Origin of the sequence: Algibacter agarivorans (assembly GCF_039543245.1) — a bacterium.
GTDB classification, from domain to species: Bacteria; Bacteroidota; Bacteroidia; order Flavobacteriales; family Flavobacteriaceae; genus Algibacter_G; species Algibacter_G agarivorans.
Genome location: NZ_BAABJJ010000034.1, coordinates 131,380 through 154,917, shown reverse-complemented (window position 1 = coordinate 154,917; position 23,538 = coordinate 131,380). Strand labels below are relative to the sequence as shown.

Below are 23,538 nucleotides of genomic sequence, written 5' to 3'. Positions count from 1 at the left end.
GGGTAACGCCCAAAATATTTAGATTCCCTTCTTCAGGGAAATGACAATTACAGTGGAAACCTTAATAAAAACAAGGTATTTCTTTTAAACCTTAGATGCCAAAGATTTAAAAAACACATAGGCGAAACCTACAAATAACATGAGGTGAAATGGAAAGAGTCCGAAATCGCCGCCTTGGTTACCCACAATAAAGGCGCTGTACATACCAAAAGCAAAATAGAGCATGAGTATCCCTTCGAAAATAACGTGTACGGATACTGTTTTCTTCATGTACTTGTTATTCTTCCAATTGTCTTTATATTTACTGATGTTGAATTTTGGTGTGCGGACAAACTCAGATTTTTTCCCTAAATGCCCTTCTAAAACCGCTATAGAATTGTGTAGAGAAAAGCCCATGGCTATTGAGAAAAACACAAAAAACATACCAATGTAACGTACAAAGTTTTTAAAACCACCACCATATATGTTTTTGTACATAAACCAATAACACACAAAAAAGATAATGGTGCTTACCACAAAGAAGCTCATAACGTAAAAGTAGGGTCTTAAATGCGCATATTCATTTTTTATGTATAACATGGGAATGCTTAAAACGCCAACAATAAGGACGTTTAAAAACATGGTGCTGTTTAATAAATGCAGTAAACCGTGTACTTTGGTTTTAGCTGAAATGTTTTTACTTTTTAAAACACGCCCAAGCATTTTTCTAAAGTTTTCTGCGCCCCCTTTATTCCATCTAAATTGTTGCGAACGTGCTGCACTAATAACTACAGGAAGTTCGGCTGGGGTTTCTACGTGTTCTAAATATTTGAATTTCCAGTTTTTTAACTGGGCACGGTAGCTTAAATCAAGGTCTTCGGTTAGGGTATCACCTTCCCAGTTTCCTGCGTCAATTATACATGCCTTTCGCCAAAGTCCAGCGGTGCCATTAAAGTTTATGAAATGTCCTTTGCTGTTTCTGCCTACTTGTTCTAAAGTAAAGTGGGCATCGAGTGCAAAAGCTTGGATTTTTGTGAGTATGGAATAGTTTCTGTTAATATGCCCCCAACGGGTTTGTACCACGCCAATTTTTTGATCTTTAAAATAGGGTACGGTGCGTTTTAACCAGTCTTTTTTTGGTAGAAAATCGGAATCGAAAATGGCAATAATATCGCCTTTAGCTATTTTTAAGCCTTCTTTTAGCGCACCTGCTTTAAAACCCGAACGGTCTGTTCTGGTAATATGGGTTATATCTAATCCTTTGGTCTGAAGCGCAGCGATTTGATTGAATGTTGTTTCTACGGTTTCATCGGTAGAATCATCTAATACCTGGATTTCTAGTTTGTCTTTCGGGTAATCTATTAGTGCAATGTTTTCTAATAGGCGTTCCATAACATACATTTCGTTGTAAACGGGAAGCTGTATGGTAATGTATGGGGTTTCGTCTGGATTTGATAAATCGTATTTAGGACAATCGTCTTTTACTCTTTTAGAAGACAAATAATTGAACAACAGATTCAGTTGTGCCAATGCGTATAAGAATATAAGCAAAAGAGCAATGGTGTAGATTATAATTACTGTAGTTTCGAGGATCATTTTTTAAGACTGTATTTGAAAATCCAACCTAATATTTTTATGCCTGCAAATATAGCACCTTTTAACGTACCAGACACTTTTGAAATGCCAATTCTATTTCTATAGTTTACTGGTATTTCGATATATGTGAGTTTTTGTTTTAGTACTTTTAATTGCATTTCTACGGTCCAACCATAGGTTTTGTCTTCCATACTGAGCGCTAACAGCTTTTTGTATTTAATTGCTCTAAATGGGCCTAAGTCTGTAAACTTAGCTTGAAAAAACAGTTTCATTAAGATGGTTGCTAACCAATTGCCGAATATTTGCGGGAATGTCATAGAGCCATGTTCTCTAAGTCGTTTAACACGCGAGCCAATTACAAAATCTACATTATCATTAATTATAGGTGCTACAATTTTTGTTAGTTCTTCTGGGTAATCGCTATAATCGCCATCAAGAAATACAACAATATCTGGTTTTTCTGTTTGATTTGCGATATGCTGCATCCCCTTTAAGCATGCGTATCCGTAACCTTTATTTGTTTCTATTAGTACTGTTGCTCCAGCTCTTTTAGCGTTGATTTCGGTATCATCAGTAGAATTATTGCTAACAACAATAATTTCATTAACACTATCGGGAATATCATTAATAACATGTGTTATAGAATCGGCTTCGTTAAAAGCTGGAATGATGACTTTAATTTTGGTCATTTAAGGTCGCTGAGTTTATTTTCTCTTTTAAAGGATGCAAAGGTACTCCATTCTTTTAATTTTTTACCTGCTTTGTATTTTGAAGCTGAAACTAATGTTCCGTTTTTATACATGAGGCAATACCCGTTTTTTCGATTGTCTTTAAGTTGGCATTTATGGTTTACTTTTTCCATAGCGTCATAAAACAACCACCAATCATTTTTCTTGCCATTTTGAAAATGACCTTCTTTTTCTATGTTGCCGTTGATTGTATAAAACTTCCAGTATTTAGTTTCTTTATTTGCTGAAAAGTGTCCTTCTTTTTTAAGGTTTCCGTTTTCATGATAGAATTTCCAAAATTCTATTTTCTGATTGTTTTCTATCCAGCCTTCGGATTTGATATTACCGTTTTTATGGAACTTTTTTTGGTATTTCTTTTCTGCGGAAACAGTATAATTAATAATATTATTATAAAAATTAAGTTTTTCATTTTACGTGTTTGTCTATTTTACAGAGATTCACTGATGTTTCACAAAGATACCAGGAGAGGTCCTAGAGCGTTTCATATTCGTTTATCATAATCATAACAAGTGTTTGTCGTTTAATTGAAAATTCTCTGCGTGTCTCAGTGGTTCTCTGAGCGACTTTGTGTTATAACTCCACAATAATGCTCAACTGAAAACTGTGACTACCAACTAAGACTGAATACTGTCAACTTACTTCTTATTCACTAAATTCATTAAATCTACATCGTTTCCTAACAAGATTTCTGTTGGATTGATTCGGCCTTCCATAGTATCATTTTCTAGTTTTAAAACCCCTCTTGGGCAAACAGCTGCGCAAATGCCACAGCCTACACAACTAGAACGTACAATGTTTTCTCCTTTTTGTGCATAGTGTCTAACATCAATTCCCATTTCGCAACTGTTAGAGCAATTGCCACAAGAAATACATTGTCCGCCATTAGTGGTAATTCTAAATTTTGAAAATAAACGTTGTTGGAATCCTAGAATAGCTGCCATAGGACATCCAAAACGGCACCAAGATCTATTTCCTAAAATAGGGTAAAAACCTGTGCCAATAACGCCTGAAAATATGGAGCCAATATAAAGCCCGTAAGCCGATCTTAACACGCCGCCTTTAACATAAAAAACATGTTCCGTAGTTCCAGTAAAATGCAAGATTAATAATGCAGCAATAACCACAAAGAAACCAATAGCACCATATTTAGCATCTTTACCAAATTCTTTGCTTTTAAAAAACATAACACTGGCAAAAACTAAAGTTAAGAAGCCAATAACTAAAGCGATGAACACACCTCTGGTTAGCCAGAAATCATTTTTGTTATAACCTAAATAGGTGTAAACCATGGCTGTTGTCATGACTATAGAAAAGACTAAAACGGTATGGATTAACCAGCGTTCTAATTTCCAAGCAGACATTTTTTTAGAGGATAATTGTCTAAACGAATCTCCTGCAGTTTCTGCTAATCCTCCGCAGCCACAAACCCAAGAACAATACCAGCGTTTCCCGAATTTATAAGTTAAAATAGGTGAAATCACAAAGATTGTAATAATACCAAAAAGTAGAAAGGCTAAGCCAATATTACCGCTAGAAAGAAAACCATTTATAGACCACTCATCAAAAATATAGTAGTTAAGGGGCCACATGGATTTTAAATCGTAGTATGGCAAGTTATTATTCATAACATACATGAATTCGGGAATCAAAAAGGCGAATCCTAATTGAAAAAACATGACTGAAACGGTACGTATTTGTTGGTAGCGGTTATGTCTGTATTTTAATATGAATTTATAACCAAAGGCTAAAATGGCAACGGTGTAAAGTGTTCCGTAAACAAACCATTGGCTTGCTGTTCTTCCACTTAATAATCGACTCAAAGGGTCGAATAGGCCTATTAATCCTGAGTTTTCAGTACCATTAGTGCCTAATCCTAAATATTTTGGGAAAAAGTAAAGTACAATGTAAAAGGAGGTCAATATAATACCCACTATCCAACCCCAAATACCTCTTGATGAAATGGATTTAAACCAAACGCCATCATTCTTTATACCTTCTAGCTTAGTTAAATAGGCTTCTCTAGAATACACAATAACTCCAACAGAAATTAGTCCTAATGCTAACGTTAAAAAGAGCTCTTTGTTTGGAAAATCAGTATTAAAAAGTGAGAGCGTTAAAATGAATAATCCAACAATTCCTATTGCCAATGCTACTTTTTGTTTATTTGAAATATCTACAGCATCTGGTTTTGCTAAAGACATGCTATGGTTTATTTTATTGCTCATAATTATACGGTTTGTGGTTGTCTGTTGTAGGCTGAAAGAATATCAGCTTCATAATGACTGTAAAATTCTGGGTCGAAATTAGCATTAGGTAGATGATTCATAACATAATCCACATCTCGTTTTTCGGTAAGCCACGCATCATATATCTCATGACGCATGCGAATTCCAAAGGTGTTAATTCCTAGAAATTCGTTGGTGTTTTTATTATAACAAACGGTAATGCATTTCGTGTCATCCTCATGTTTCCAATGGAAATGTGCTTCATGTTCTCGAGGTTTAGAAAATACCCATCCATATGTTTGGTATTCAATATCTAAAAATTTAGCCGAGTTAAACCAATGTCCAGGTTTGTATTGTATTCTATTTCCGCAAATGGTTTGTGCTAAAGTTTCTCCCATCATTCTGCCTGTATACCAAACGGCTTCAATGGGTCTGCGTCCATTTATGCCTTCGTGTTGTTCTGCACAATCGCCAATAGCATATATATCAGGAATGTTGGTTTCTAAATAACGATTTACTTTTACACCACGGCCAGTTTCAATGTCTGAATCTTTTATAAAATTGATATTTGGAGACACGCCTGCAGTTAACCCAACCACATCGCAAGCAATTTCTTCTCCTGTTTCTTGAATAATTATAGACTTTACTTTACCGTTTTCATCGGAAACTATTTCTTTTAGATTATTACCTAATCGTAAATCGATATGATGGTTTTTTATGTGTCTATTAATCATTTCGCTTTCGCCTTCAGGTAAAACACCGTTCCAAAAACTATCTTCTCTTACTAAAAACGTAACAGCGATATTTCGAGAAATTAACATTTCAGCAAGTTCAATACCAATTAAACCGCCACCAACAATCACGGCTCTTTTACATACTTTATTATTTGGAGCATACTTTTCAAGGTTTTCTAAATCTTGTTTGTGGTACATGCCCATAACACCTTCTGAATCTTGTCCTGGCCATCCAAATTTGTTTGGTTTACTACCAGTTGCAATGATGAGTTTATCGTATTTTAAAGTATCTCCTTCGGTAAAATGAAGTGTTTTGTTTTTTGTTTCAACAGACTTTACATATCCTTTTTTAAGATCAATGCTGTTTTTCTTCCAAAACCAATTTTCATAAGGTTTTGTGTGCTCAAATTTCATGTGACCCATATACACATACATAAGAGCAGTACGAGAAAAGAAATAATCGGTTTCTGCAGAAACGATGGTGATTTTCTTATCAGATAATTTTCGAATATGTCTGGCAGCGGTTACGCCAGAAATTCCATTTCCTATAATAACGATGTGATCTTGCATAAATATTTGTTGTTATGTTGAAGTAGGTCGAAGTTAAAGATAATAACTTATCATGAGTTTGTTAATTTAGAATGAGTTTAAATTGAATTTTAAACGTAAGGTTCTCAACTTTGCTAAGACACTGAAAATCTTTTTTTAGAGATGTAAGTTACCTAACACTTTGTTCGACTTAAGTGCAGTTACTTTGCAAAGTATAAAATTTATAAAACATGAAAAAACGATTAATAGTGTTAGTTATAGCTTTATTAGCGGTTCAAGGTTTTTCGCAAGATATGAATGCCTTTTTTAATAAAACCGATGCTTTTTTTAAGGCAAACGTGTCTAACGGGAAAGTAGCCTATTCAAAGATTCATGAAAATCAAGATGAACTTAACGATATTTTAAGATTGGCCGAAGGAATTTTAGTTACAAAAAACGACACTGATAATTATCAAGCCTTTTGGATTAATGCCTATAATGTATCTGTAATTAAAGGGATTGTCGATAATTACCCAACAAATTCACCATTAGATAATAAAGGTTTTTTTGATAAAACGACTTATAGTTTAGGCGGAATAAATATCACTTTAAATGATATTGAACATAAATTATTAAGAGGACAGTTTAAAGATGCCCGTTTCCATTTTGTGTTGGTATGTGGTGCTGTTGGTTGTCCACCATTAATTAATCAAGCCTATTTACCGAGTACTTTAAATGTTCAGTTGGATAAGCAAACTAAAATAGCTTTAAATGGTTCTTTTTTAAGAGTGAATGCTAAAAAGAAACGTGTGCAAGCGTCTCAGATAATGGAATGGTATAAAGAGGATTTTACAATGAACGGCGAAAGCGAAATAGATTTTATAAATAAATACAGGATAGAAAAATTAGACAGTAAATTTAAATTAAGCTACTTTTCTTATGATTGGAAAGTAAATAAACAATAACAAATTCCTGCAAGCCTCGATAGTTATTGGGAAGAGGCTTTTAGAGCCAAACAAAATAATAATCAGATTTCCTTTTTCTAGGGAATGAAAAAAACTAACACCAATGAAAAAAATAATCGCAATACTAGTATTTACAGCCATTACATTTAATGGGTTTTCTCAAGAAGATTCAGAAGCATCACAAAAAAGTAATATTCAAACGTACACACCTTCAAAGCTTTTGAAGAAAGGACAATGGGATATTAAATGGTTTAACAATCTTTACACGCAAACAAAAGGTGCAGATAGTAATGGTGATATAACGAAAGACTTAGATAGAGAAACATATTTTACTTCTAGTTTCGATATATTTACTGGAGTTTCTGAGAGAAGTAAATTAAATGTTGGTCTTTTATTTGAAATTAGATCAAATGTTATTGGCGATAGGAACGCATTAGATGTATTTTCTTTTGATGGAGAAAGTGAAACCGCTCGTTCTGGTTTAACTTCCATAGCACCAGTTATTAAATTTAATCCGTTTAAAAATGTTAGTAATTTTACCGTGCAGACAGCATTTCATATCCCTCTTATAAGCGAAGAATCTGATGATAGTGGCGTGTTCCTAGATCAAACGGCTTATACATTTCAAAACAGATTCTTTTATGATTATACATTTCCTAGTGGAGATTGGCAATTATTTACAGAATTAAATACAGAATATAATTTTGGTGATGATAGTAGTTTTGCGGATAAAACATTTGTATTGGCGCCAGGTGTGTTTATGAGTTACTTCCCAAGCCAAAAATCTACTATTTTAGGTTTTGTTCAGCACCAAAAGCGTTTTGGCGATTTTGAACAAGATTTTACAGCTTTAGGTTTTGGCGGAAAGTATCAATTAAATCAAACATTGAACTTAGAAGTGCTTTATAGTAGTTTTGTGCGAGGTACAAATTCAGGTATAGGACAATCTTTTAACATAGGCTTAAGAGCGTTGTTTTAATCAGTAATAGTAAATTAGAGATTTAAATATGTTTTATGAAACCATTTAAGGTCATAATTTTTTTATCAATTTTAAGCATACAGTCATGCAGAGCTCAGACCAATAAAATTAATGGTGTGAGTTTTGTTGCTTCTAGGGAAGCTGTAAATGAGAGCCATGTTACTCCTGTTGTAAAAGTGAATGCTAATTATGCAGCCATTATGCCTTTTGGATTTATAAAGGATTTAGAGCATCCTGAAATAGTTTTTAATACAGATAGACAGTGGTTTGGAGAAACCAAAACTGGAGCACAACAATATATTGAGGAGTTAAGAAAAAAACATATTAAGATCATGCTAAAACCCCAAATTTGGGTGTGGCGTGGCCAATTTACCGGGTTTATAGAAATGCAGAATGAGGCAGATTGGAAAACTTTAGAAGATTCTTATTCAAAATTCATTTTGGAATATGTCAAATTAGCTCAAGATTTGAAAGTAGATATATTTTGTATTGGTACCGAACTAGAAAAATTTATCGAAAACAGACCAGCATATTGGTTTTCATTAATAGAAGAAATAAAAATTAGGTACAAAGGAAAGTTAACCTATGCAGCAAATTGGGATGAGTTTAAAAGAACGCCGTTTTGGGATAAGCTAAATTTTATTGGTGTTGATGCCTATTTTCCCGTAAGTGATAGTAAAACACCAACAGTAGACGCATGTTTAGAAGGTTTGAAAGTTCATAAAGCGATAGTTTATAATATATCTAAGAAACATAATAAACCTATTTTGTTTACCGAGTTTGGTTATAGAAGTGTCGATTATTCCGGAAAAGAACCTTGGAAAAGTGATAGGAGTATGAATCAAGTAAATCTTGAAGTACAGGCAAACACAACACAAGCATTGTTTGAAACATTTTGGAAAGAGGATTGGTTTGCAGGTGGATTTATTTGGAAATGGTACCATAATCATGATAATGCAGGTGGGGAAAATAATTCCAGATTTACACCGCAAAACAAACCTGCAGAGGCTTTAATAAGAAAACAGTATAGTTTTAAATGAAAAAAATAGCCTATATCATCATGTATGTTTTTGTTTTAATGTCTTGTTCAAAAGACCATGACGATGTGGTGCAAACTTTGGCAACCTATATGGAAGGAGAAGCTTTCGAAATGGGTGCCGTTATTGCTTGCGCAGCTAGTGATAAAGATTCTGGAAATATCCTAACATTTTATTATCCAGAAAAAGGTGCTTCGGATATTCGATATTATGAGACTTCAGGCCATCAAGTCGATGCCAATGCTTTTTCAAATTATACCAGAGTCTTACTAAATAATGCTCCTTTTTTTAATGGTTATTTGGGTAAGTTTACCCAGCGTGCTTCTAAAGAAAAATGGATTATCATTACTTTTGAATTGGATGGCGAAATTAAAATTTCAAACCCTATTCGGTCTAAGCAAATCTCTAAACCAACGGTTTGGAATAATGAAGTCGCAATAAATCAATCGCAATCTGGAATGCCAGATTTTATGTGGCAAGATAATCCAGTTGGCGATAATGCTATTTATTTTCAAGTCCTTTCAGATGAAAACAATAATTTATTGTCTGGAACCTATACTTACGAGAACCGTTTTCAATATTACAATACCAGTAATGTAGTTTTAAATGTTACTACAGAATCACCTCCGGTTTTAATTTTAAATGAAAATTATAATTTTACTTTAATGGATATAAGTCTAGATAATTGGGTAAATTGGGTAAATTGGGTAAATTGGGTAATTCAAAAACCATTTATTTCTGAATGAAAAGACTAGTATTCATTTTTGCCTTTTTTAATTTTATCGTCTCAGGTGTTTATGCTCAAGAATCTATAGTTCACGATTTAAAAATTCAAGGAAACAAAAAGTTAAAAACATCCTTTATAAAAAGTATTTCTAAAATAAAGTCAGGTGCAATTTTAGATTCTATAACTATTGAACAAGATATTTTACGATTAAAACGTTTGCCGTCCGTATCTCATGTTTACTATCAAGTATTTCCTTCTGAGGGCAATCAGTATAATGTGTTTTATAACATAGAAGAGAATTTCACACTCATACCTTCTGCAAATATTTATACCACTAATGATGAAGAGTTTGCATATAGATTAGGACTTTATGAGTTTAATCTTTTAGGGAGAAATATCACTTTTGGGGGCTTTTATCAAAAAGATATTTATAGTAGTTATGCTCTAAATTTTAGAGCGCCATATCTGTTTTCAAATAGGCTGGGATTGGCAGTAAATCACCAAGATTTAACGACGCAAGAACCTGTTTTTTTTAATGATGAAACTGCCAATTATAAATATAGAAATAAGTCGTTTGAAGTTTTAGGTTTATATGAAGTCAACTTTAAAAACAGATTAGAATTAGGTGTGAATTACTTTGTTGAAGATTATAAGTTTAAAGGTGAAAATATAAATAATAGACCAGAATTAAATGTACATAAATGGCTTTTAAAAGGTATTTATGAGTATAATGAATTGGATTATTTTTATCAATATATTTCAGGTTTCAGGAGTCAGTTTAATTTTCAATATGTGACTTCCACCAACGATATGTTACCTGATTTTTTTATAGGATGGAATGACTTTTTTCTTTTTAAACGAGTGGGAGAGAAAGGCAATTGGGCCAATAGATTGCGTTTAGGGTTATCTACTAACGATGAAACCCCATTCGCACCTTTTTCAGTCGATAATAATTTGAATATAAGAGGCGTTGGAAACACCATTGATAGAGGTACGGGTGTGATAGTTTTGAATACAGAATACCGCCATACATTATATGAAAAAGGCTGGTTTGTTTTGCAAGGAAATGCTTTTGTTGATGCAGGTACATGGCGAAACCCAGGAGGTAATTTTGGCGATTTCAGTAAAGAAAATAACATTAAAGTATATCCCGGTTTAGGTCTGCGTTTTATTCATAAAAAAATATATAATGCTATTTTTAGAATTGATTATGGTTACGGGATTTCTGAAAATGCAACCAAAGGTTTTGTGTTTGGTATTGGACAATATTTTTAAATATTATATAAGATTTAGTTTATGAACTCATTTCTTAAGATGAATCTATTAATTTTGTCAAAATTTTTGATATGAGAACTTTTGCAATAGGAGATATACATGGCGGTTTAAAAGCTTTGATTCAAGTTTTAAATAAAATAGAAGTTAAGGATGACGATACCTTGGTTTTTGTTGGAGATTATGTGGATGGTTGGAGTGAATCTGCTCAAGTGATTCAATTTTTAATTGAACTTTCTGAAAAAATAAACTGTATTTTCATTAAAGGAAATCATGATGTTTGGTGTGAAGAATGGCTGAGGAGCGGTGATGTTAGTCCTACTTGGTATATGCACGGCGGAAAAGAAACTATAGAAAGTTATGAGGGTTTTTCTGAAGACGATAAAGAACAACATTTAGAATGCTTTGAAAATATGCCTTTGTATTATTTAGATGATGAAAATAGATTGTTTCTTCATGCAGGGTTCACATCGATGCATGGTGTAGAAAAGGAAGTTTTTGAAACCACATTCTATTTTGATAGAACCCTTTGGGAAATGGCTTTGACTATGGATAAGCGTATTGAAAAAGATTCAGCAATATACCCTAATAGACTTAAACATTACGAAGAGATTTATATTGGGCATACGCCAACCATTAATTTTAATTGTGATGTGCCTATGCGAGCTGTTAACGTATGGAATATTGATACGGGTGCTGCCTTTACAGGGAGATTATCTGGTGTTGATGTAAATACAAAAGAAGTGTTTCAAAGTGAAAATTTACCATCACTTTATCCAAATGAAAAGGGGAGGAATAAAGGTTAACTTAATACTAGACCTTTCAGGTTTTATGTTTGGGTTGGTTCTCAAATATATTTTTTATAATAAGCAAACAATTCATCTGCTGTTGCTCCAAACCAGCTTTTTACATAGATACTCCAATAATGATATTGTAACTTCCAAATACCGTGTTTTTTATATAATCTAGCAGAAGTACGGATTTTTTTATTGATAACGACAAATTGTTTTCTTGAGAATAATGTGTTTATTAAAATATTGTCTTCGTAAATCGTATAGCTTTCATCATAGCCACCAATATTATCAAATAGCTTTTTTGTTATAAACTGACTTTGGTCGCCCCCTCGGCAAGCGCGCCAACTAAATTTTGTAAGCCAACTTGCTAAACGCAACCACCAATGTTTACTGTCAAATTGCATTCTAAAACACCCAGCTTGATTCTTGTTTTTAACTTCATTAATAATTAATCTATCAAAATGTTTTGGTGGTAATGAGTCGGCGTGTAGAAAATAAAGGATGTTTCCGGTACTGGTCTTTGCACCTAAATTCATTTGTTTAGCGCGTCCTTTTTCTGAATTTAAAAGTTTTATTTGGGTTTTTATTGCTTGCTTTGGAGTTGGTTTAGTTTCTAAAACAGTAGTATCTATATAATGGTACGCTTCTTTACGACCTTTGTTGAAATTAACAAATGATTGAACAATATCTTGACTTTCATCTATACTACCACCATCAACAACAATGATTTCTGAAATATTTTTTACTGAAGAATTAGCAAGTAAATGTTCTAGTAATTTGCCAATATAGGGACCTTCATTTAAAATGGGGATTATAATGGAAATTTGGTGCTTCATATATTTACTCATTCAAATCCCAATTATAGTTTTTAAACGATTTTTTCGCTTTCGCTGAAATTTCAATAGTTGAATATTGATTTAGAAAATCGATTAAACTTGGGTTTTGTTTAAAATCTTTAGCAAACCATTGAAAAATTTTAGATAACTCTAAACTGTTTTTTGAAATCGTGTTTCGTGCAGAATCGTTTAAAAATTCTGTAGTGGCTAGAGTAAGTTGCGATTCGATATTTGAAGCCGTAAACGCTTCGTTTTGTAATTTAGGACAAGAGAAAGAGGCGCAAACAATAGCAAAATGAATTCTGGGTTCGTCCATTTTACGTAAAATTTGATGTTCTATTTCTTCAAGATTATACCATTTGCTTCCTAATTTCCACAAGCGTTGTTTCCAAGGGTTTTTAATGTCTTTTATACTTTTTACAGGATAATTTTGTAGAATTAAATCAATTGTAAAAGCATTATAGGCGTTTATCCAATAGGCTAACTTATCGGCTTTAGTCCATAAATCATTAGGCGTGTTTTTACCTAAGACCGTAATGTAATTTAATAACGCATTTCGGTTGTTCTTTAATCCTTTATAATTAACATGGCCTTTGTTTGATACATACTTTTGAAGCAAGTCATGCCATGCATGGTGGTTAACTTTTTCTGTAGTTTCTGCTTTAATAGGTGGGGCTTCTATATCGGGTTTGTTGATTTTAACAACTACTATTGGTTTTGGAGTAGTTTCTTCAATAGGTGTAATGTTCTCACTTATGGAATCCGTAGTTTTTACAGTTTTTGAAACCTCTTTTGAAGTTGTTTCAGAAATGCGTTTTGAGCTAGAACAAGATGCTATTAAAAAAAGTAGAATGATTAATTTTTTGTATCTCATTTGAAATTTAGTCCTTAAAAAATGCTAGACCTTACACGCTTTGGTGATTCATATAATTAAAAATTCAGCAATGGTATTTGAGATGATTCCAATACCCAGAATAGGAGTTAATTATGATGTCTATGTTGATTTTGCATGAATTATTTCTACTTAAGTGATAATAATTAAATGGCGATTATCGTCTTAGCAACAACCTCCACCATCATAATGATAAGTAGATTCGCTAATAAAAATATCGTCTCTACCAAGAGATGCTAAAACACCAGCCGTTTTATCACAAATGGCTAAGGGTTGGTTTTTTAGTAAAATATGACCTGCTTTATCATCAAAATAAGGTCCATCACCATAATAAATAGCTGCTTTTCCTGTAAATACGCAAGGGCCGTCTGCTGGCATTGGGTCTTTTATGGCAGCCACTTCAATGGATTCTATATAGATTAGCTCGTCTGTAGGGTAGTTTTTAGTGTCTAAAATTCGGTATGGTTTTCGAGCACGAATTTCAATAGTTCCAAAACCTGCATCAGTTAGTGCTTTTACATATTCTGAAATTGGAAGACTTCCGCTTAAACATAATGCACGCAAGCGTTCATCATTACGTAGTTCATCATTCATAGGTTGCTCACAAGTTGGGTCGCTCATTACTAATTTACCATGAGGTTTTAAAACACGGTACATTTCGGCTATAGCTTTCTTTAAATCATCTGCTTTAAAAATATTAAAAAGGCAGTTTTGTGCAGCCACATCAATACTATTGTCTTCAACAGGTAAATGCAGAGCGTCCCCTTTTTTAAGGTCTACAAATTCACTTTTAAACCAATCGTTTTGAGCTTCAGCTTCAACAAAGTTTTTTCGAGAGGCCTCTAGCATTTCATCCACCACATCAATACCAACAACACCTCCTTTTTGACGATTAAAGTAAGCGAATTGCAACAATTCCATACCGCCACCAACACCAACATAAAGCATTTTCGGACTATTGGTTAAATCGCGAGCATGAACAGTAGAGCCACAGCCATAATTCATTTCTTGCATGATTTTTGGAATTTTTAAACCAGGCAATTCCCAAATCGGGTTGGTGGTACAGCAAAGACCAACATCTGGGGTTAGTGCTGCTTCTTTATATACGTCGTGGGTGGTTTCTAAATAGCTCATAATAGGTGTTTTCAAAAAAAATTTAGTGATGTAAAAGTAGGCTTTCCATTAATGATTAAGTGTAACTAATATTGCACAATTACATCGTTTTTATTAACTCTTTAAAAAGTGTAATCATTTGCGGTTCTGCTTTGGTAGCCATAGCGATGATTTCACTAATATCAACAGGTTTTAGGTTTTCTGGGTCGCATTCATCTGTTAAAACGGACACTGCCGCCACTTTTAAATTTAAATGATTAGCGACAATAATTTCAGGTACGGTACTCATGCCAACAGCGTCTGCGCCAATTATTTTTAACATGCGGTATTCGGCTCTGGTTTCTAATTGCGGACCAACAACGCTGGCGTAAACACCTTTATGCAATATAATATGGTTTGCTTTTGCGATGTTTTTGAATGTTGAATTAATTTCTGAATCATAGGGCGCGCTCATATCTGTAAAACGTTCGCCTAAATGTTCAACACCTTTAAAAGCTAATGGCGAACTGCCTTGAAGGTTGATGTGGTCTTCAATAACCATGAGTTCTCCCTTTTTGAAGTTTAAATTTATGGCTCCAGCTGCATTGGAAACCAGTAGGGTTTTGATGCCTAGTTTTTCCATGATGCGCACTGGGTAGGTTACATCTTGAAGTGTATAGCCTTCATAAACATGAAAACGACCTTGCATGACTACTACTTTCTTGCCAGCTAGAATGCCGTAAATGAGTTTGCCTTTATGGAACTCGACAGTTGCTGTTGGAAAGTTAGGGATGTGATTGTAGCTAACCTCTTTTATAATGTCTATTTCATTGATAAGTTGCCCTAATCCTGTGCCAAGAATAATGCCTATTTCTGGAGTTTTAAACCCTTTGTTTTTTAAATAATCAACGGTTTCTTCTATATGTTTCAGCATGTTTAAATTTTTTAAAATAAAAAAATGTTTAAAAAATTGAGAACCTGTGTAACCACTCCGTTCTCTTATTCAAAATTAAATTATTGAAAAATAATAATTTAATTTGTAAACATTCGTTTAATCATGTAATTGCTTGATTTTTTCTTGTAGTTCTAAATTGGATTGATAAAAATGAGAGGTTTCTAAATCTTCAAAAGTATCAATGTCGTTTAAGGTTTCTAGGGTAGTAAATGCCAAATGATTTACTTTTAACTCCTTTAGGGTTTCTTCTAATAAACTAGTTTGACTCCAAGGTTTGTTGTTAAAAACAAAATCATGCATTTTTGAAAGTCCAATTAAGTAATAACCGCCATCTTCGGCTGGTCCAAAAACACCGGCACTGTCTTTCAAGGCTTTTAGACCTTGGTTAATATGTTCTGCTGTAATATCTGGTAAATCTGAACCTATTAATACAATACGCTCATAGCCATCTGCAAACCCTTTATTGAAAGCATTTTTCATACGTTCGCCTAAATCTATGCCTTCTTGAACGGCTTTATAATCGTTTTTCCATTTGGTATCTACAACCGCGTCAGAAAAATAGATACGTTTGTCTGCCACAAGGTTAGTTGTTGCTTTTTCGGTTACTTTTACCAATTCGCTATAAACCTCAAAAGCACCTTGATTGCCTATGGTTTTTGCAAGTCGCGTTTTTACTTTTCCCAATTTGATGTTCTTTACAAAAACAATAACGAGTTCTTTATTCATACACCTTGATGCCTTTTTTTAACCATTTGCTCCATACTTTGTTAAATGTATGGATACTGTCGGTTTCTTTTTCTGCTGAATTATAAACGGGAAAATCATTGCTTTTCCATTCAAAAATACCACCATATAAATTTTCTACATGGTTGTATCCCGCTTTTTTAAGGCTGTCTGCAATAGCTTCTGAGCGAATTCCGACAGAACAATACACCACAATTTTAGAATCTTTATTTGGTATTTTTTTCTTTACACTATCTATTTTAAAATGGTCATAACCTACGTGAATAGCGTTTTTAATATGACTTGTTTCGTACTCTTTTAGCTCTCTAGAATCTAAAAGTATAGCATCGGTTTTTGGCATTGCCAATGCTTGAACCGTTATATAAGGTATGCTATTGTCGTTATATTGTTTCAAAAGCTTGTCAATTGATTTTTGTGCAAAGCACAATTGAATTGAACTAAGAATTATAATAATGAATATGAGTAAATGTTTCATTTTGAAATCAAAAATCGTTAGTCGTAATTCTTAAATCGTGTTTCCTTGACAACTGCTTCCTGCTCCCGCAGTGCAACCATAGCAATGTTGGGAAATTACAATGTTTCTGCCTTCCAGTAATTCTTCATTATACTCCGATATGTGTTTTGCTTTACTGTTTACGGGTAATTCTAACATTTGGTTGAAATCGCAATCAAATAAATAACCATCCCAACTTATAGAAAGGGTGTTGGTGCACATCACATGGGCAACAGCCTCAGGGTTATAGGCTTCAACTAGCGAATACATATAATCTTCGTAATTTTCTGAAGCAATTAAATAATCTAAAAACCGTGAAATTGGTAAATTTGTAATGGCGAACAGGTTATGAAACTGAATGTCAAAATCTTCTTTTAAGGCTTTCTTAAAATCCTTTTCCATGGCGACTTGATCGCCTGGTAAAAAAGCACCTGAAGGGTTGTAAACTAAATCTAATTTTAGACCGCTATTTGGCATGCCGTAACCAATAGCGTTTAGCTCTTGCAATGCTTTTATTGATTTGTCAAAAACACCATCACCACGTTGTTTGTCAGTTTTTCCTCTAGTCCAATGCGGCATAGAACTCACGACGTGAACATTGTGTTTTTTGAAAAATTCTGGTAAATCGTAATACTTTTTATTGGCTCTAATTATAGTTAAATTTGAACGAACTATAAAATCTTTGATGCCTACTTTTGCAGCTTCCTCAACAAACCATCTAAAATCAGGATTCATTTCTGGAGCGCCTCCCGTTAAATCTAAAGTATGAGCATCAGAATTTTTGATGACCTCTAAACACTGTCTCATCGTATCACGCGTCATAATTTCCTTCCGGTCAGGACCTGCATCTACATGACAATGCTCACAAACTTGATTGCACATGTAACCAACGTTTATTTGTAGAATCTCTAGTTTTTTCGCTTTAAGCGGAAACTGATTGGTTTCAGAAATTTTAGTTTTAAAGGTTGGTAGTTCGTCTTTTTGGAAAATACCATTCGATAAAATTTCTAATTGCCTGTTGCTATTTGCTAAATCGCTTTTGCGTTTATGTAGGGACTTTGTTATCATATTTTGATTTAAGAATTACGAATTGTGAATTACGAATTGAAAACTCAAAAATCGTAAGTCTTATATTGTAAATCGTTTTACCCGTCTAACTTATTTACTTTATTCATCATTTGTACACCATGTACTAATGTCGCTCCACTTTTTATGGCTGCACCAACGTGTAAGGCTTCCATCATTTCTTCTTTTGTTATGCCGCGTTGTAAACCATCTTTTGTGTAAGCGTCAATGCAGTAAGGGCATTGCTCTGTGTGTGAAACAGCTAAGGCTATTAAGGATTTTTCTCTTGCGGTAAGTGCACCTTCTTCAAAGACTTTGCTGTAATACTCGAAAAATTTATCGCCTAATTCTTGATTCCATTCGCTTATTTTTCCAAATTTTTTTAAATCGGCTGGATCGTAATATGTTTTTTGCATAAAATATTTTTTTCTAAAGATAGAAATCTAATTTATTAAGTCGACGTATTTAGTACAACTTAACAAAAATCGCCAAATAATATTTTAAAACATATTAGATGACGATTTTTTTAAAAGTAGATCTGTAGTTTATGGAGAAAAACTATGTAATTATTGTTTTATAAGACTTCTTGAAATGACTATTTTTTGAATTTCAGTTTGATTCGTATTAACTTTCTTGAGATATTCCTGTCAACATAAAACGCATATTAAATCAAACCCAACGCTTATTGTTTAAAACCCTTCAGAAAAAGATTCCCTATATCATAGTGTGTTTTATACAACTACTTTGGCTTTTTATTTAACCCAAAAAACCAAAATCATGAAAAAACAACTACTCTTTTTAACCGCTTTACTAATATATGTATTGGGGTTTACGCAAACTTTTACTAATAATTTTATCACGTATCAAGTTATAAGTGCTACACCACCCTATACGGTACAAGTAACAGGTTATGATTTCACAAATGGCAGTTCGTCAGTTACTATTCCAGCAACGGTAAGCAATAACTCGATAACTTATACTGTTACCGTAATTGGTGATCAGGCCTTTCTTGGTAATACCACAACAGGTGCGCAAATAACTAGTGTAACCATTCCTAATTCGGTTACTTTTATTGGCTATAGAGCATTTCAAAGTAACTTATTAACTAGTGTTACCATTCCTGATAGTGTTACCCAATTGAGCAACTTAAGTTTTGCAGAAAATCCACAATTATCAAGCGTTACACTTAGTGCTAATTTAACTGATATTGCTCAATTTTCTTTTGTTAGTTGTGCTTTAACTACTATTGACATACCAAGCTCTGTTACTGCCATCGGATCTAATGCATTTTCTAATAACCAATTAACAAGTGTTACCATACCCAGTAATGTAAATAGCATAGCTACTCGTGCATTTTATAGTAATCCCTTAATTTGTGTTATTTCGCAAAATTCAACACCGCCATCAATAGATACGCCAACTGGTCCAAACGTAAGTTCTGATAGCTTTGGGAATAGAAGTAATATAAACCTAACTATACCATCTAATGCAGCTACTGCTTATGCAAATGCAACTTGGACAGGTTTTAATAGTATAGCTGAAGGACTTACAGGTTTTTTTATAGTAAATAATATCACTTATACTATTCTATCTGGGAATACAGTAAGAACTGGGGGTTACAATACCGCAGGCGGGACAGTAGTTAATATTCCCTCGACGGTAACAAGAAGTTGCATGACGTATGATGTTACCGAGGTTGGATTCTTTTTTCAAAAAAACTTAACCAGTGTTACTATTCCTTCCAGTGTTACTGTTATTTTACCAAGTGCTTTTTCAAATAACCCAAACTTAGTAGATGCACCATTGCACAATGGGATTACCAGTATCGGTTCAAATGCTTTCAACAATTGTGGTTTAACAAGCGTAAACATCCCTATAAGTATGACTACTATTGAAAATAGTACTTTTTCGATTAATAATATAGCCAGTGTTACAATTCCAGATAATATTACAAGTTTGGGAAATTCTGCTTTTCAGAATAATAATATAGCCAATGCTGTTCTGTCTAATAATTTAACAAGTATCGGAGATTTTGCTTTCGAAAATAATAGTATTACAAGTATTAGTTTTCCTAGTACATTAATTAATATTGGTCAAGGTGCTTTTATGAATAATGATTTAACTAGCGTAACTATTCCAAATGGTGTAACTGACATACCAATGAATGCGTTCCTTCAAAACAATATAGCGAATCTTACTATTCCAAATAGTGTCACATCTATTGGAAGTGCTGCTTTTCGTTCAAATCAATTAACAACAGTAACTATTCCAGCAAGTGTAACTAATATTGAAGATAGAGCTTTTAATAATAATCCTTTTACCGATGTTACCTCACTTGCCATCACGCCTCCAATTATAACTACCACAGGTGATTTCATGGATACTTTTGCTTCAAATCGTAGCACAATCAATTTGCATATTCCAACGGGGACAACAGGTGCCTACGTTACAGATTCTGGCGCGTTATGGACAGGTTTTAATCCAGTTACTGAAGATGCATCATTAAGCGCTACTGATTTTGAGTTAGAGAACGGTATAAAAATTATAACCAATAAAGATGAATTAAAAATAATCTCATCGGGAAGTGCAAAGCTTAAAAACTATAGTATCTATAGCATTACAGGTGCTAAAGTAAAAAAAGGTACAGAAAACACAATCAGTATTAATACTTTATCAAACGGAATTTATATTTTAGAACTTAATTTTGATACTGGTAAACTAGTTAAAAAGTTTGCGAAGTAAAACTCTTGATGCATTAATAGTTTAGGAAATAGCTTCCTGCCATAAATTTAATAACCTTAAGTGTTTTGATTAAAGCGCTTAAGGTTGTTTTTTAATACCATGTATATTTATATGCACAACTGTTCAGTATTTTATTGTTATTTAGCTTAAAATTATTCTATTTTTTTATATGAAAATCACCAATACATTCATTCTTTTTTTAGTGGTCTTTTTGTCCTTTTCGACAACTGTGCTATCTCAAAATGTAGAAATAGATAGTCTCAAACTAGTATTGCAAAATCATAAAGAGAACGACACAACAAGAGTAAATCTATTATATAAACTAGCGTTTGATAATTTTCAAAGAGATTTGAAATTAACAAAATCATATCTAGGAGAAGCTAAGGCTTTAAGTAATAATTTAAACTACATAAAAGGTAAAGCAAAAGTATCATACTTAAAGGGAATACTAGAAAGTAGAAAATCGAATTATGAAGAAAGTTTAGACTTTTTTAAACGCTCCCTAAAACATTATGAGTCTATACAAGACCAGTCTGGAATTGCTGCTATTTACAGAGCATTTGGGATAACTCATTATCTTCAGGCACAATACAAAGAAGCACTGGTATATTATAAAAAGGCATCAGAAATTCATAAAGATTTAGGAGAGAAAAAAGAGCTTATAGACGACTTAAATGTTGTTGCAAATGTATATACTGTAACAGCAAAATATGATGAAGCTATTTTAAATTATAAAGAGGCGTTAAAGCAACATAAATTGATTGATAATAAGGAAGGTATTTCGAGTGTGCATGGTAATTTAGGTGTTCTTTATAAAACTCAAGGCAACTACCCACTAGCAATCGATTATTACAATAAGAGTTTAGAGTATAATATAAATATTGGTGATACTTTAGGTATAGCAAGAAAGCTTAATAATTTAGGAGACGTCTATAATTCCATTAGGAAATATGATACAGCTTTAGAATATCATAATCAATCGTTAGGCTATTCAAAAAAAACAGGAAACAAACGTCTTATAGCAGTAAATAACGGTAATATTGGCAACATTTATCTACATACAAAAAAGTATGATAAGGCTCTTGAATATTATAATATAGCTCTAGAGATAAGCCAAGAAATTAACTATCAAAAGCAAATTTCAATAAATTTTCACAATATTGGAGAAATTAATGTTTTAATAAACAAACCATTAATAGCTCGTGAAAATTTTATAAAAGCCAAAGATGTTAGTCAGAAAATAGATTTTAAACATGTTTTGTCTACTAGCTATTTAGGGATATCAGAAACTTATATACGCGAAAAAAAATATAAAAAAGCACTTTCTTTTGCCCAAAAAGGCAAGAAAATAGCTGATGAACATGGACTTCTTGAGTCGCAAAAAAAGGCTTCAGAATTACTTTCAGAAATTTATGAAAACTTAGGCAGCTATAAAAAAGCTTTGTTAAATTATCAACAATTCAAAATCTTGAACGACAGCCTTTTCAATAAAGAAAATATTGAAAAAATTGCACAAATAGAACACGAGTACAAGTACAAACAAGCACTGGATTCTGCAAGTATTCGTGAATTTCAACTAACAAAAAAAATAACTGCAACTAATAAAGATTTAGAAAAATCGCAACGCAATTATTTATGGTCTGTTATTGGTGTTCTTATGGTTTCTATGTTACTGGGTTCTGTTATTTTTTACCAAAAATTACGTCATGCAAAAGCAAAAACTCAAAACGTAGAGATAGAACAAAAATTACTGCGCTCGCAAATGACACCACATTTTATCTTTAATTCATTATCTGTGTTACAAGGCATGATTTTAAATAAAGAAGCTAAGAAGTCGGTTAATTATCTATCAAAATTTTCAAAATTATTGCGCATTACATTAGAAAATTCAAGAGATAAAACAGTTTCACTATCAGAAGAACTAAAAGCTATTCAAAATTATTTAACGCTTCAGAATTTAGAAAACGACTCTTATCAATCCACGCTTTTATTAGAAGACACTATAGATGTGCCTCGGTTTGAAGTACCTCCCATGTTGATCCAACCCTTTGTGGAAAATATTATAGAACATGCTTTTGTAGATGAAACAGACAATAGAAAAATTGACATTCGCTTAACATTTGTAAACCAAAAACTAATTTGTACTATTACAGATAACGGAATAGGATATAAGTATCAAAAGCCTAATAAAAATAGGAACAAAAAATCACTATCAACAACAATTACATCAGAACGCTTAAAAATATTATCTAAAGATTTTAAAATGGAAGGTTCTGTTACTGTTGAAGATAGAAAAAAATACAACGAGCAAGGTACTATTGTTACTTTAGTAATTCCGCATAAAAGACTTGTAGCATAATGAAAGCATTAATAGTAGAAGACAAAGCCTACATTAGAAAAGGGCTACTTAATATTTTAAAAACAATAGATGCCGAAGTAGAAGTTATAGGCGAATGCGTATCTGTAAAAGATGCCGTTGTTGTTGCAAGTACTTGCAAACCAGAGTTAATTTTTTTAGATATTAACCTTATAGATGGTAATGCTTTTGAGTTTTTAGAGCAAACGGAACACTTGTCGTTCAAAGTGATTTTTATCACAGCCTATGAAGAATATGCTTTAAAAGCCTTAAAGTGTGGCGCGGTAGATTACATTTTAAAGCCAGTAGATGTAGAGGAACTTAAAACTGCTTTAGAAAAAGTGAAGGGCCTGCCTTTAGTGGAACAAAGACAGCAAATTAAAAGGGTAAAAGAAATTTGGAATAATGACGATTCTAAATTAATAGTATCTCTGCACGATAGCTTTCAAGTTATAGATTTAAAAGAATTGTTATATTGCGAATCGGATAAAGGCTATACCACATTTTACTGTAATGATGGAAAAAAGCATGTGGCATCTAAGACTATAAAAGAGTTTGAAGAACAGTTGACAGCCGTAAATTTTGTGCGTCCGCACCAATCGTTTCTGGTTAACTTAAAGTTTATAGATAAATACGAGAAGTCTGGTGCTATTTATCTTAAAAATGGAAAAAAAATTCCAGTGTCCTCAAGAAAGAAAGAACATTTTGTATTGTCATTTTTGAATTGGTATAAAAGCTAAATAATGCAAATCTACATTTGTACTATAAAGTTCTAATA

At 32.9% G+C, this 23,538-nt stretch carries 22 protein-coding genes and 1 pseudogene; 9 read left to right on the top strand and 14 right to left on the bottom strand.

Translation table 11 applies throughout. From position 1 onward, the window contains the following. Positions 1-84: 84 nt before the first annotated feature. From ABD935_RS11885 to ABD935_RS11865, 6 genes and pseudogenes are all read right to left on the bottom strand, one after another. A complete protein-coding gene (locus ABD935_RS11885) occupies positions 85-1,575 on the bottom strand; it encodes a cellulose synthase family protein (RefSeq protein WP_345192292.1) in 1,491 nt (496 codons plus the stop codon). Continuing rightward, complete coding sequence (locus tag ABD935_RS11880) at positions 1,572-2,264, bottom strand: glycosyltransferase family 2 protein (RefSeq protein WP_345192291.1); 693 nt, start codon at positions 2,262-2,264, stop codon at positions 1,572-1,574. The genes ABD935_RS11885 and ABD935_RS11880 overlap by 4 nt, the downstream gene beginning before the upstream one ends. Then, on the bottom strand, positions 2,261-2,437 hold the full coding sequence (locus ABD935_RS11875) for a hypothetical protein (RefSeq protein ID WP_345192290.1): 177 nt from the start codon (positions 2,435-2,437) through the stop codon (positions 2,261-2,263). The genes ABD935_RS11880 and ABD935_RS11875 overlap by 4 nt, the downstream gene beginning before the upstream one ends. A gap of 114 nt (positions 2,438-2,551) precedes the next feature. Further along, positions 2,552-2,608 (bottom strand): annotated as a pseudogene (locus ABD935_RS16645) (toxin-antitoxin system YwqK family antitoxin); the annotation flags it as partial. Between the two features lie 351 nt (positions 2,609-2,959). Beyond that, on the bottom strand, positions 2,960-4,549 hold the full coding sequence (locus ABD935_RS11870; protein ID WP_345192289.1) for a 4Fe-4S binding protein: 1,590 nt from the start codon (positions 4,547-4,549) through the stop codon (positions 2,960-2,962). A 2-nt stretch (positions 4,550-4,551) separates the two neighbouring features. Then, positions 4,552-5,853, bottom strand: coding sequence for an NAD(P)/FAD-dependent oxidoreductase (locus ABD935_RS11865; RefSeq protein ID WP_345192288.1), 1,302 nt, complete (start codon positions 5,851-5,853; stop codon positions 4,552-4,554). A gap of 209 nt (positions 5,854-6,062) precedes the next feature. Between ABD935_RS11865 and ABD935_RS11860 the strand changes: the two genes are divergently transcribed. From ABD935_RS11860 to ABD935_RS11835, 6 genes are all read left to right on the top strand, one after another. After that, a complete protein-coding gene (locus ABD935_RS11860; protein ID WP_345192287.1) occupies positions 6,063-6,776 on the top strand; it encodes a DUF547 domain-containing protein in 714 nt (237 codons plus the stop codon). Positions 6,777-6,879: 103 nt separating this feature from the next. Then, positions 6,880-7,755: a hypothetical protein gene (locus tag ABD935_RS11855; RefSeq protein WP_345192286.1), complete on the top strand. Its 876-nt coding sequence runs from the start codon at positions 6,880-6,882 to the stop codon at positions 7,753-7,755. Positions 7,756-7,790: 35 nt separating this feature from the next. After that, positions 7,791-8,795, top strand: coding sequence for a glycoside hydrolase family 113 (locus ABD935_RS11850; protein WP_345192285.1), 1,005 nt, complete (start codon positions 7,791-7,793; stop codon positions 8,793-8,795). After that, positions 8,792-9,538: a hypothetical protein gene (locus ABD935_RS11845; RefSeq protein ID WP_345192284.1), complete on the top strand. Its 747-nt coding sequence runs from the start codon at positions 8,792-8,794 to the stop codon at positions 9,536-9,538. The genes ABD935_RS11850 and ABD935_RS11845 overlap by 4 nt, the downstream gene beginning before the upstream one ends. Then, entirely contained in the window at positions 9,535-10,794 is a 1,260-nt protein-coding gene (locus ABD935_RS11840) for a POTRA domain-containing protein (protein ID WP_345192283.1), read from the top strand. Before ABD935_RS11845 ends, ABD935_RS11840 begins: the two co-directional genes overlap by 4 nt. Before the next feature lie 71 nt (positions 10,795-10,865). Then, on the top strand, positions 10,866-11,597 hold the full coding sequence (locus ABD935_RS11835; protein ID WP_345192282.1) for a metallophosphoesterase family protein: 732 nt from the start codon (positions 10,866-10,868) through the stop codon (positions 11,595-11,597). Between the two features lie 41 nt (positions 11,598-11,638). Here ABD935_RS11835 and ABD935_RS11830 read toward each other — a convergent pair whose 3' ends face one another. From ABD935_RS11830 to ABD935_RS11795, 8 genes are all read right to left on the bottom strand, one after another. Further along, entirely contained in the window at positions 11,639-12,421 is a 783-nt protein-coding gene (locus tag ABD935_RS11830; RefSeq protein WP_345192281.1) for a TIGR04283 family arsenosugar biosynthesis glycosyltransferase, read from the bottom strand. A 4-nt stretch (positions 12,422-12,425) separates the two neighbouring features. After that, positions 12,426-13,295 carry a DUF547 domain-containing protein gene (locus ABD935_RS11825; RefSeq protein WP_345192280.1) on the bottom strand — a complete coding sequence of 290 codons (870 nt, stop codon included), beginning with the start codon at positions 13,293-13,295 and terminating at the stop codon, positions 12,426-12,428. 183 nt (positions 13,296-13,478) lie between these two features. Then, positions 13,479-14,447 carry an arsenosugar biosynthesis arsenite methyltransferase ArsM gene (arsM, locus tag ABD935_RS11820; RefSeq protein ID WP_345192279.1) on the bottom strand — a complete coding sequence of 323 codons (969 nt, stop codon included), beginning with the start codon at positions 14,445-14,447 and terminating at the stop codon, positions 13,479-13,481. 79 nt (positions 14,448-14,526) lie between these two features. Beyond that, a complete protein-coding gene (locus ABD935_RS11815; RefSeq protein WP_345192278.1) occupies positions 14,527-15,339 on the bottom strand; it encodes a purine-nucleoside phosphorylase in 813 nt (270 codons plus the stop codon). A gap of 117 nt (positions 15,340-15,456) precedes the next feature. Further along, positions 15,457-16,086 carry a TIGR04282 family arsenosugar biosynthesis glycosyltransferase gene (locus tag ABD935_RS11810; protein ID WP_345192277.1) on the bottom strand — a complete coding sequence of 210 codons (630 nt, stop codon included), beginning with the start codon at positions 16,084-16,086 and terminating at the stop codon, positions 15,457-15,459. Beyond that, positions 16,079-16,498, bottom strand: a complete 420-nt coding sequence (locus ABD935_RS11805) for a rhodanese-like domain-containing protein (protein ID WP_345192276.1) — start codon at positions 16,496-16,498, stop codon at positions 16,079-16,081. Before ABD935_RS11805 ends, ABD935_RS11810 begins: the two co-directional genes overlap by 8 nt. A 111-nt stretch (positions 16,499-16,609) precedes the next feature. Then, positions 16,610-17,665: an arsenosugar biosynthesis radical SAM (seleno)protein ArsS gene (arsS, locus tag ABD935_RS11800; RefSeq protein WP_345192275.1), complete on the bottom strand. Its 1,056-nt coding sequence runs from the start codon at positions 17,663-17,665 to the stop codon at positions 16,610-16,612. Positions 17,666-17,742: 77 nt separating this feature from the next. Next, entirely contained in the window at positions 17,743-18,078 is a 336-nt protein-coding gene (locus tag ABD935_RS11795) for an arsenosugar biosynthesis-associated peroxidase-like protein (protein WP_345192274.1), read from the bottom strand. A 361-nt stretch (positions 18,079-18,439) separates the two neighbouring features. Between ABD935_RS11795 and ABD935_RS11790 the strand changes: the two genes are divergently transcribed. From ABD935_RS11790 to ABD935_RS11780, 3 genes are all read left to right on the top strand, one after another. Then, complete coding sequence (locus ABD935_RS11790) at positions 18,440-20,404, top strand: leucine-rich repeat protein (protein ID WP_345192273.1); 1,965 nt, start codon at positions 18,440-18,442, stop codon at positions 20,402-20,404. 169 nt (positions 20,405-20,573) lie between these two features. Further along, positions 20,574-22,763, top strand: a complete 2,190-nt coding sequence (locus tag ABD935_RS11785) for a tetratricopeptide repeat protein (RefSeq protein WP_345192272.1) — start codon at positions 20,574-20,576, stop codon at positions 22,761-22,763. Then, entirely contained in the window at positions 22,763-23,500 is a 738-nt protein-coding gene (locus tag ABD935_RS11780; protein ID WP_345192271.1) for a LytR/AlgR family response regulator transcription factor, read from the top strand. The genes ABD935_RS11785 and ABD935_RS11780 overlap by 1 nt, the downstream gene beginning before the upstream one ends. The last annotated feature ends 38 nt before the right edge of the window (positions 23,501-23,538 follow it).

Coding starts and splice junctions, on each gene's coding strand:
- ABD935_RS11815 (WP_345192278.1), bottom strand. CDS start 15,339: ATGCTGAAACATATAGAAGAAACCGTTGATTATTTAAAAAACAAAGGG.
- arsS (WP_345192275.1), bottom strand. CDS start 17,665: ATGATAACAAAGTCCCTACATAAACGCAAAAGCGATTTAGCAAATAGC.
- ABD935_RS11810 (WP_345192277.1), bottom strand. CDS start 16,086: ATGAATAAAGAACTCGTTATTGTTTTTGTAAAGAACATCAAATTGGGA.
- arsM (WP_345192279.1), bottom strand. CDS start 14,447: ATGAGCTATTTAGAAACCACCCACGACGTATATAAAGAAGCAGCACTA.
- ABD935_RS11835 (WP_345192282.1), top strand. CDS start 10,866: ATGAGAACTTTTGCAATAGGAGATATACATGGCGGTTTAAAAGCTTTG.
- ABD935_RS11790 (WP_345192273.1), top strand. CDS start 18,440: ATGAAAAAACAACTACTCTTTTTAACCGCTTTACTAATATATGTATTG.
- ABD935_RS11780 (WP_345192271.1), top strand. CDS start 22,763: ATGAAAGCATTAATAGTAGAAGACAAAGCCTACATTAGAAAAGGGCTA.
- ABD935_RS11865 (WP_345192288.1), bottom strand. CDS start 5,853: ATGCAAGATCACATCGTTATTATAGGAAATGGAATTTCTGGCGTAACC.
- ABD935_RS11860 (WP_345192287.1), top strand. CDS start 6,063: ATGAAAAAACGATTAATAGTGTTAGTTATAGCTTTATTAGCGGTTCAA.
- ABD935_RS11785 (WP_345192272.1), top strand. CDS start 20,574: ATGAAAATCACCAATACATTCATTCTTTTTTTAGTGGTCTTTTTGTCC.
- ABD935_RS11875 (WP_345192290.1), bottom strand. CDS start 2,437: ATGGAAAAAGTAAACCATAAATGCCAACTTAAAGACAATCGAAAAAAC.
- ABD935_RS11795 (WP_345192274.1), bottom strand. CDS start 18,078: ATGCAAAAAACATATTACGATCCAGCCGATTTAAAAAAATTTGGAAAA.
- ABD935_RS11855 (WP_345192286.1), top strand. CDS start 6,880: ATGAAAAAAATAATCGCAATACTAGTATTTACAGCCATTACATTTAAT.
- ABD935_RS11845 (WP_345192284.1), top strand. CDS start 8,792: ATGAAAAAAATAGCCTATATCATCATGTATGTTTTTGTTTTAATGTCT.
- ABD935_RS11880 (WP_345192291.1), bottom strand. CDS start 2,264: ATGACCAAAATTAAAGTCATCATTCCAGCTTTTAACGAAGCCGATTCT.
- ABD935_RS11840 (WP_345192283.1), top strand. CDS start 9,535: ATGAAAAGACTAGTATTCATTTTTGCCTTTTTTAATTTTATCGTCTCA.
- ABD935_RS11870 (WP_345192289.1), bottom strand. CDS start 4,549: ATGAGCAATAAAATAAACCATAGCATGTCTTTAGCAAAACCAGATGCT.
- ABD935_RS11825 (WP_345192280.1), bottom strand. CDS start 13,295: ATGAGATACAAAAAATTAATCATTCTACTTTTTTTAATAGCATCTTGT.
- ABD935_RS11830 (WP_345192281.1), bottom strand. CDS start 12,421: ATGAAGCACCAAATTTCCATTATAATCCCCATTTTAAATGAAGGTCCC.
- ABD935_RS11850 (WP_345192285.1), top strand. CDS start 7,791: ATGAAACCATTTAAGGTCATAATTTTTTTATCAATTTTAAGCATACAG.
- ABD935_RS11885 (WP_345192292.1), bottom strand. CDS start 1,575: ATGATCCTCGAAACTACAGTAATTATAATCTACACCATTGCTCTTTTG.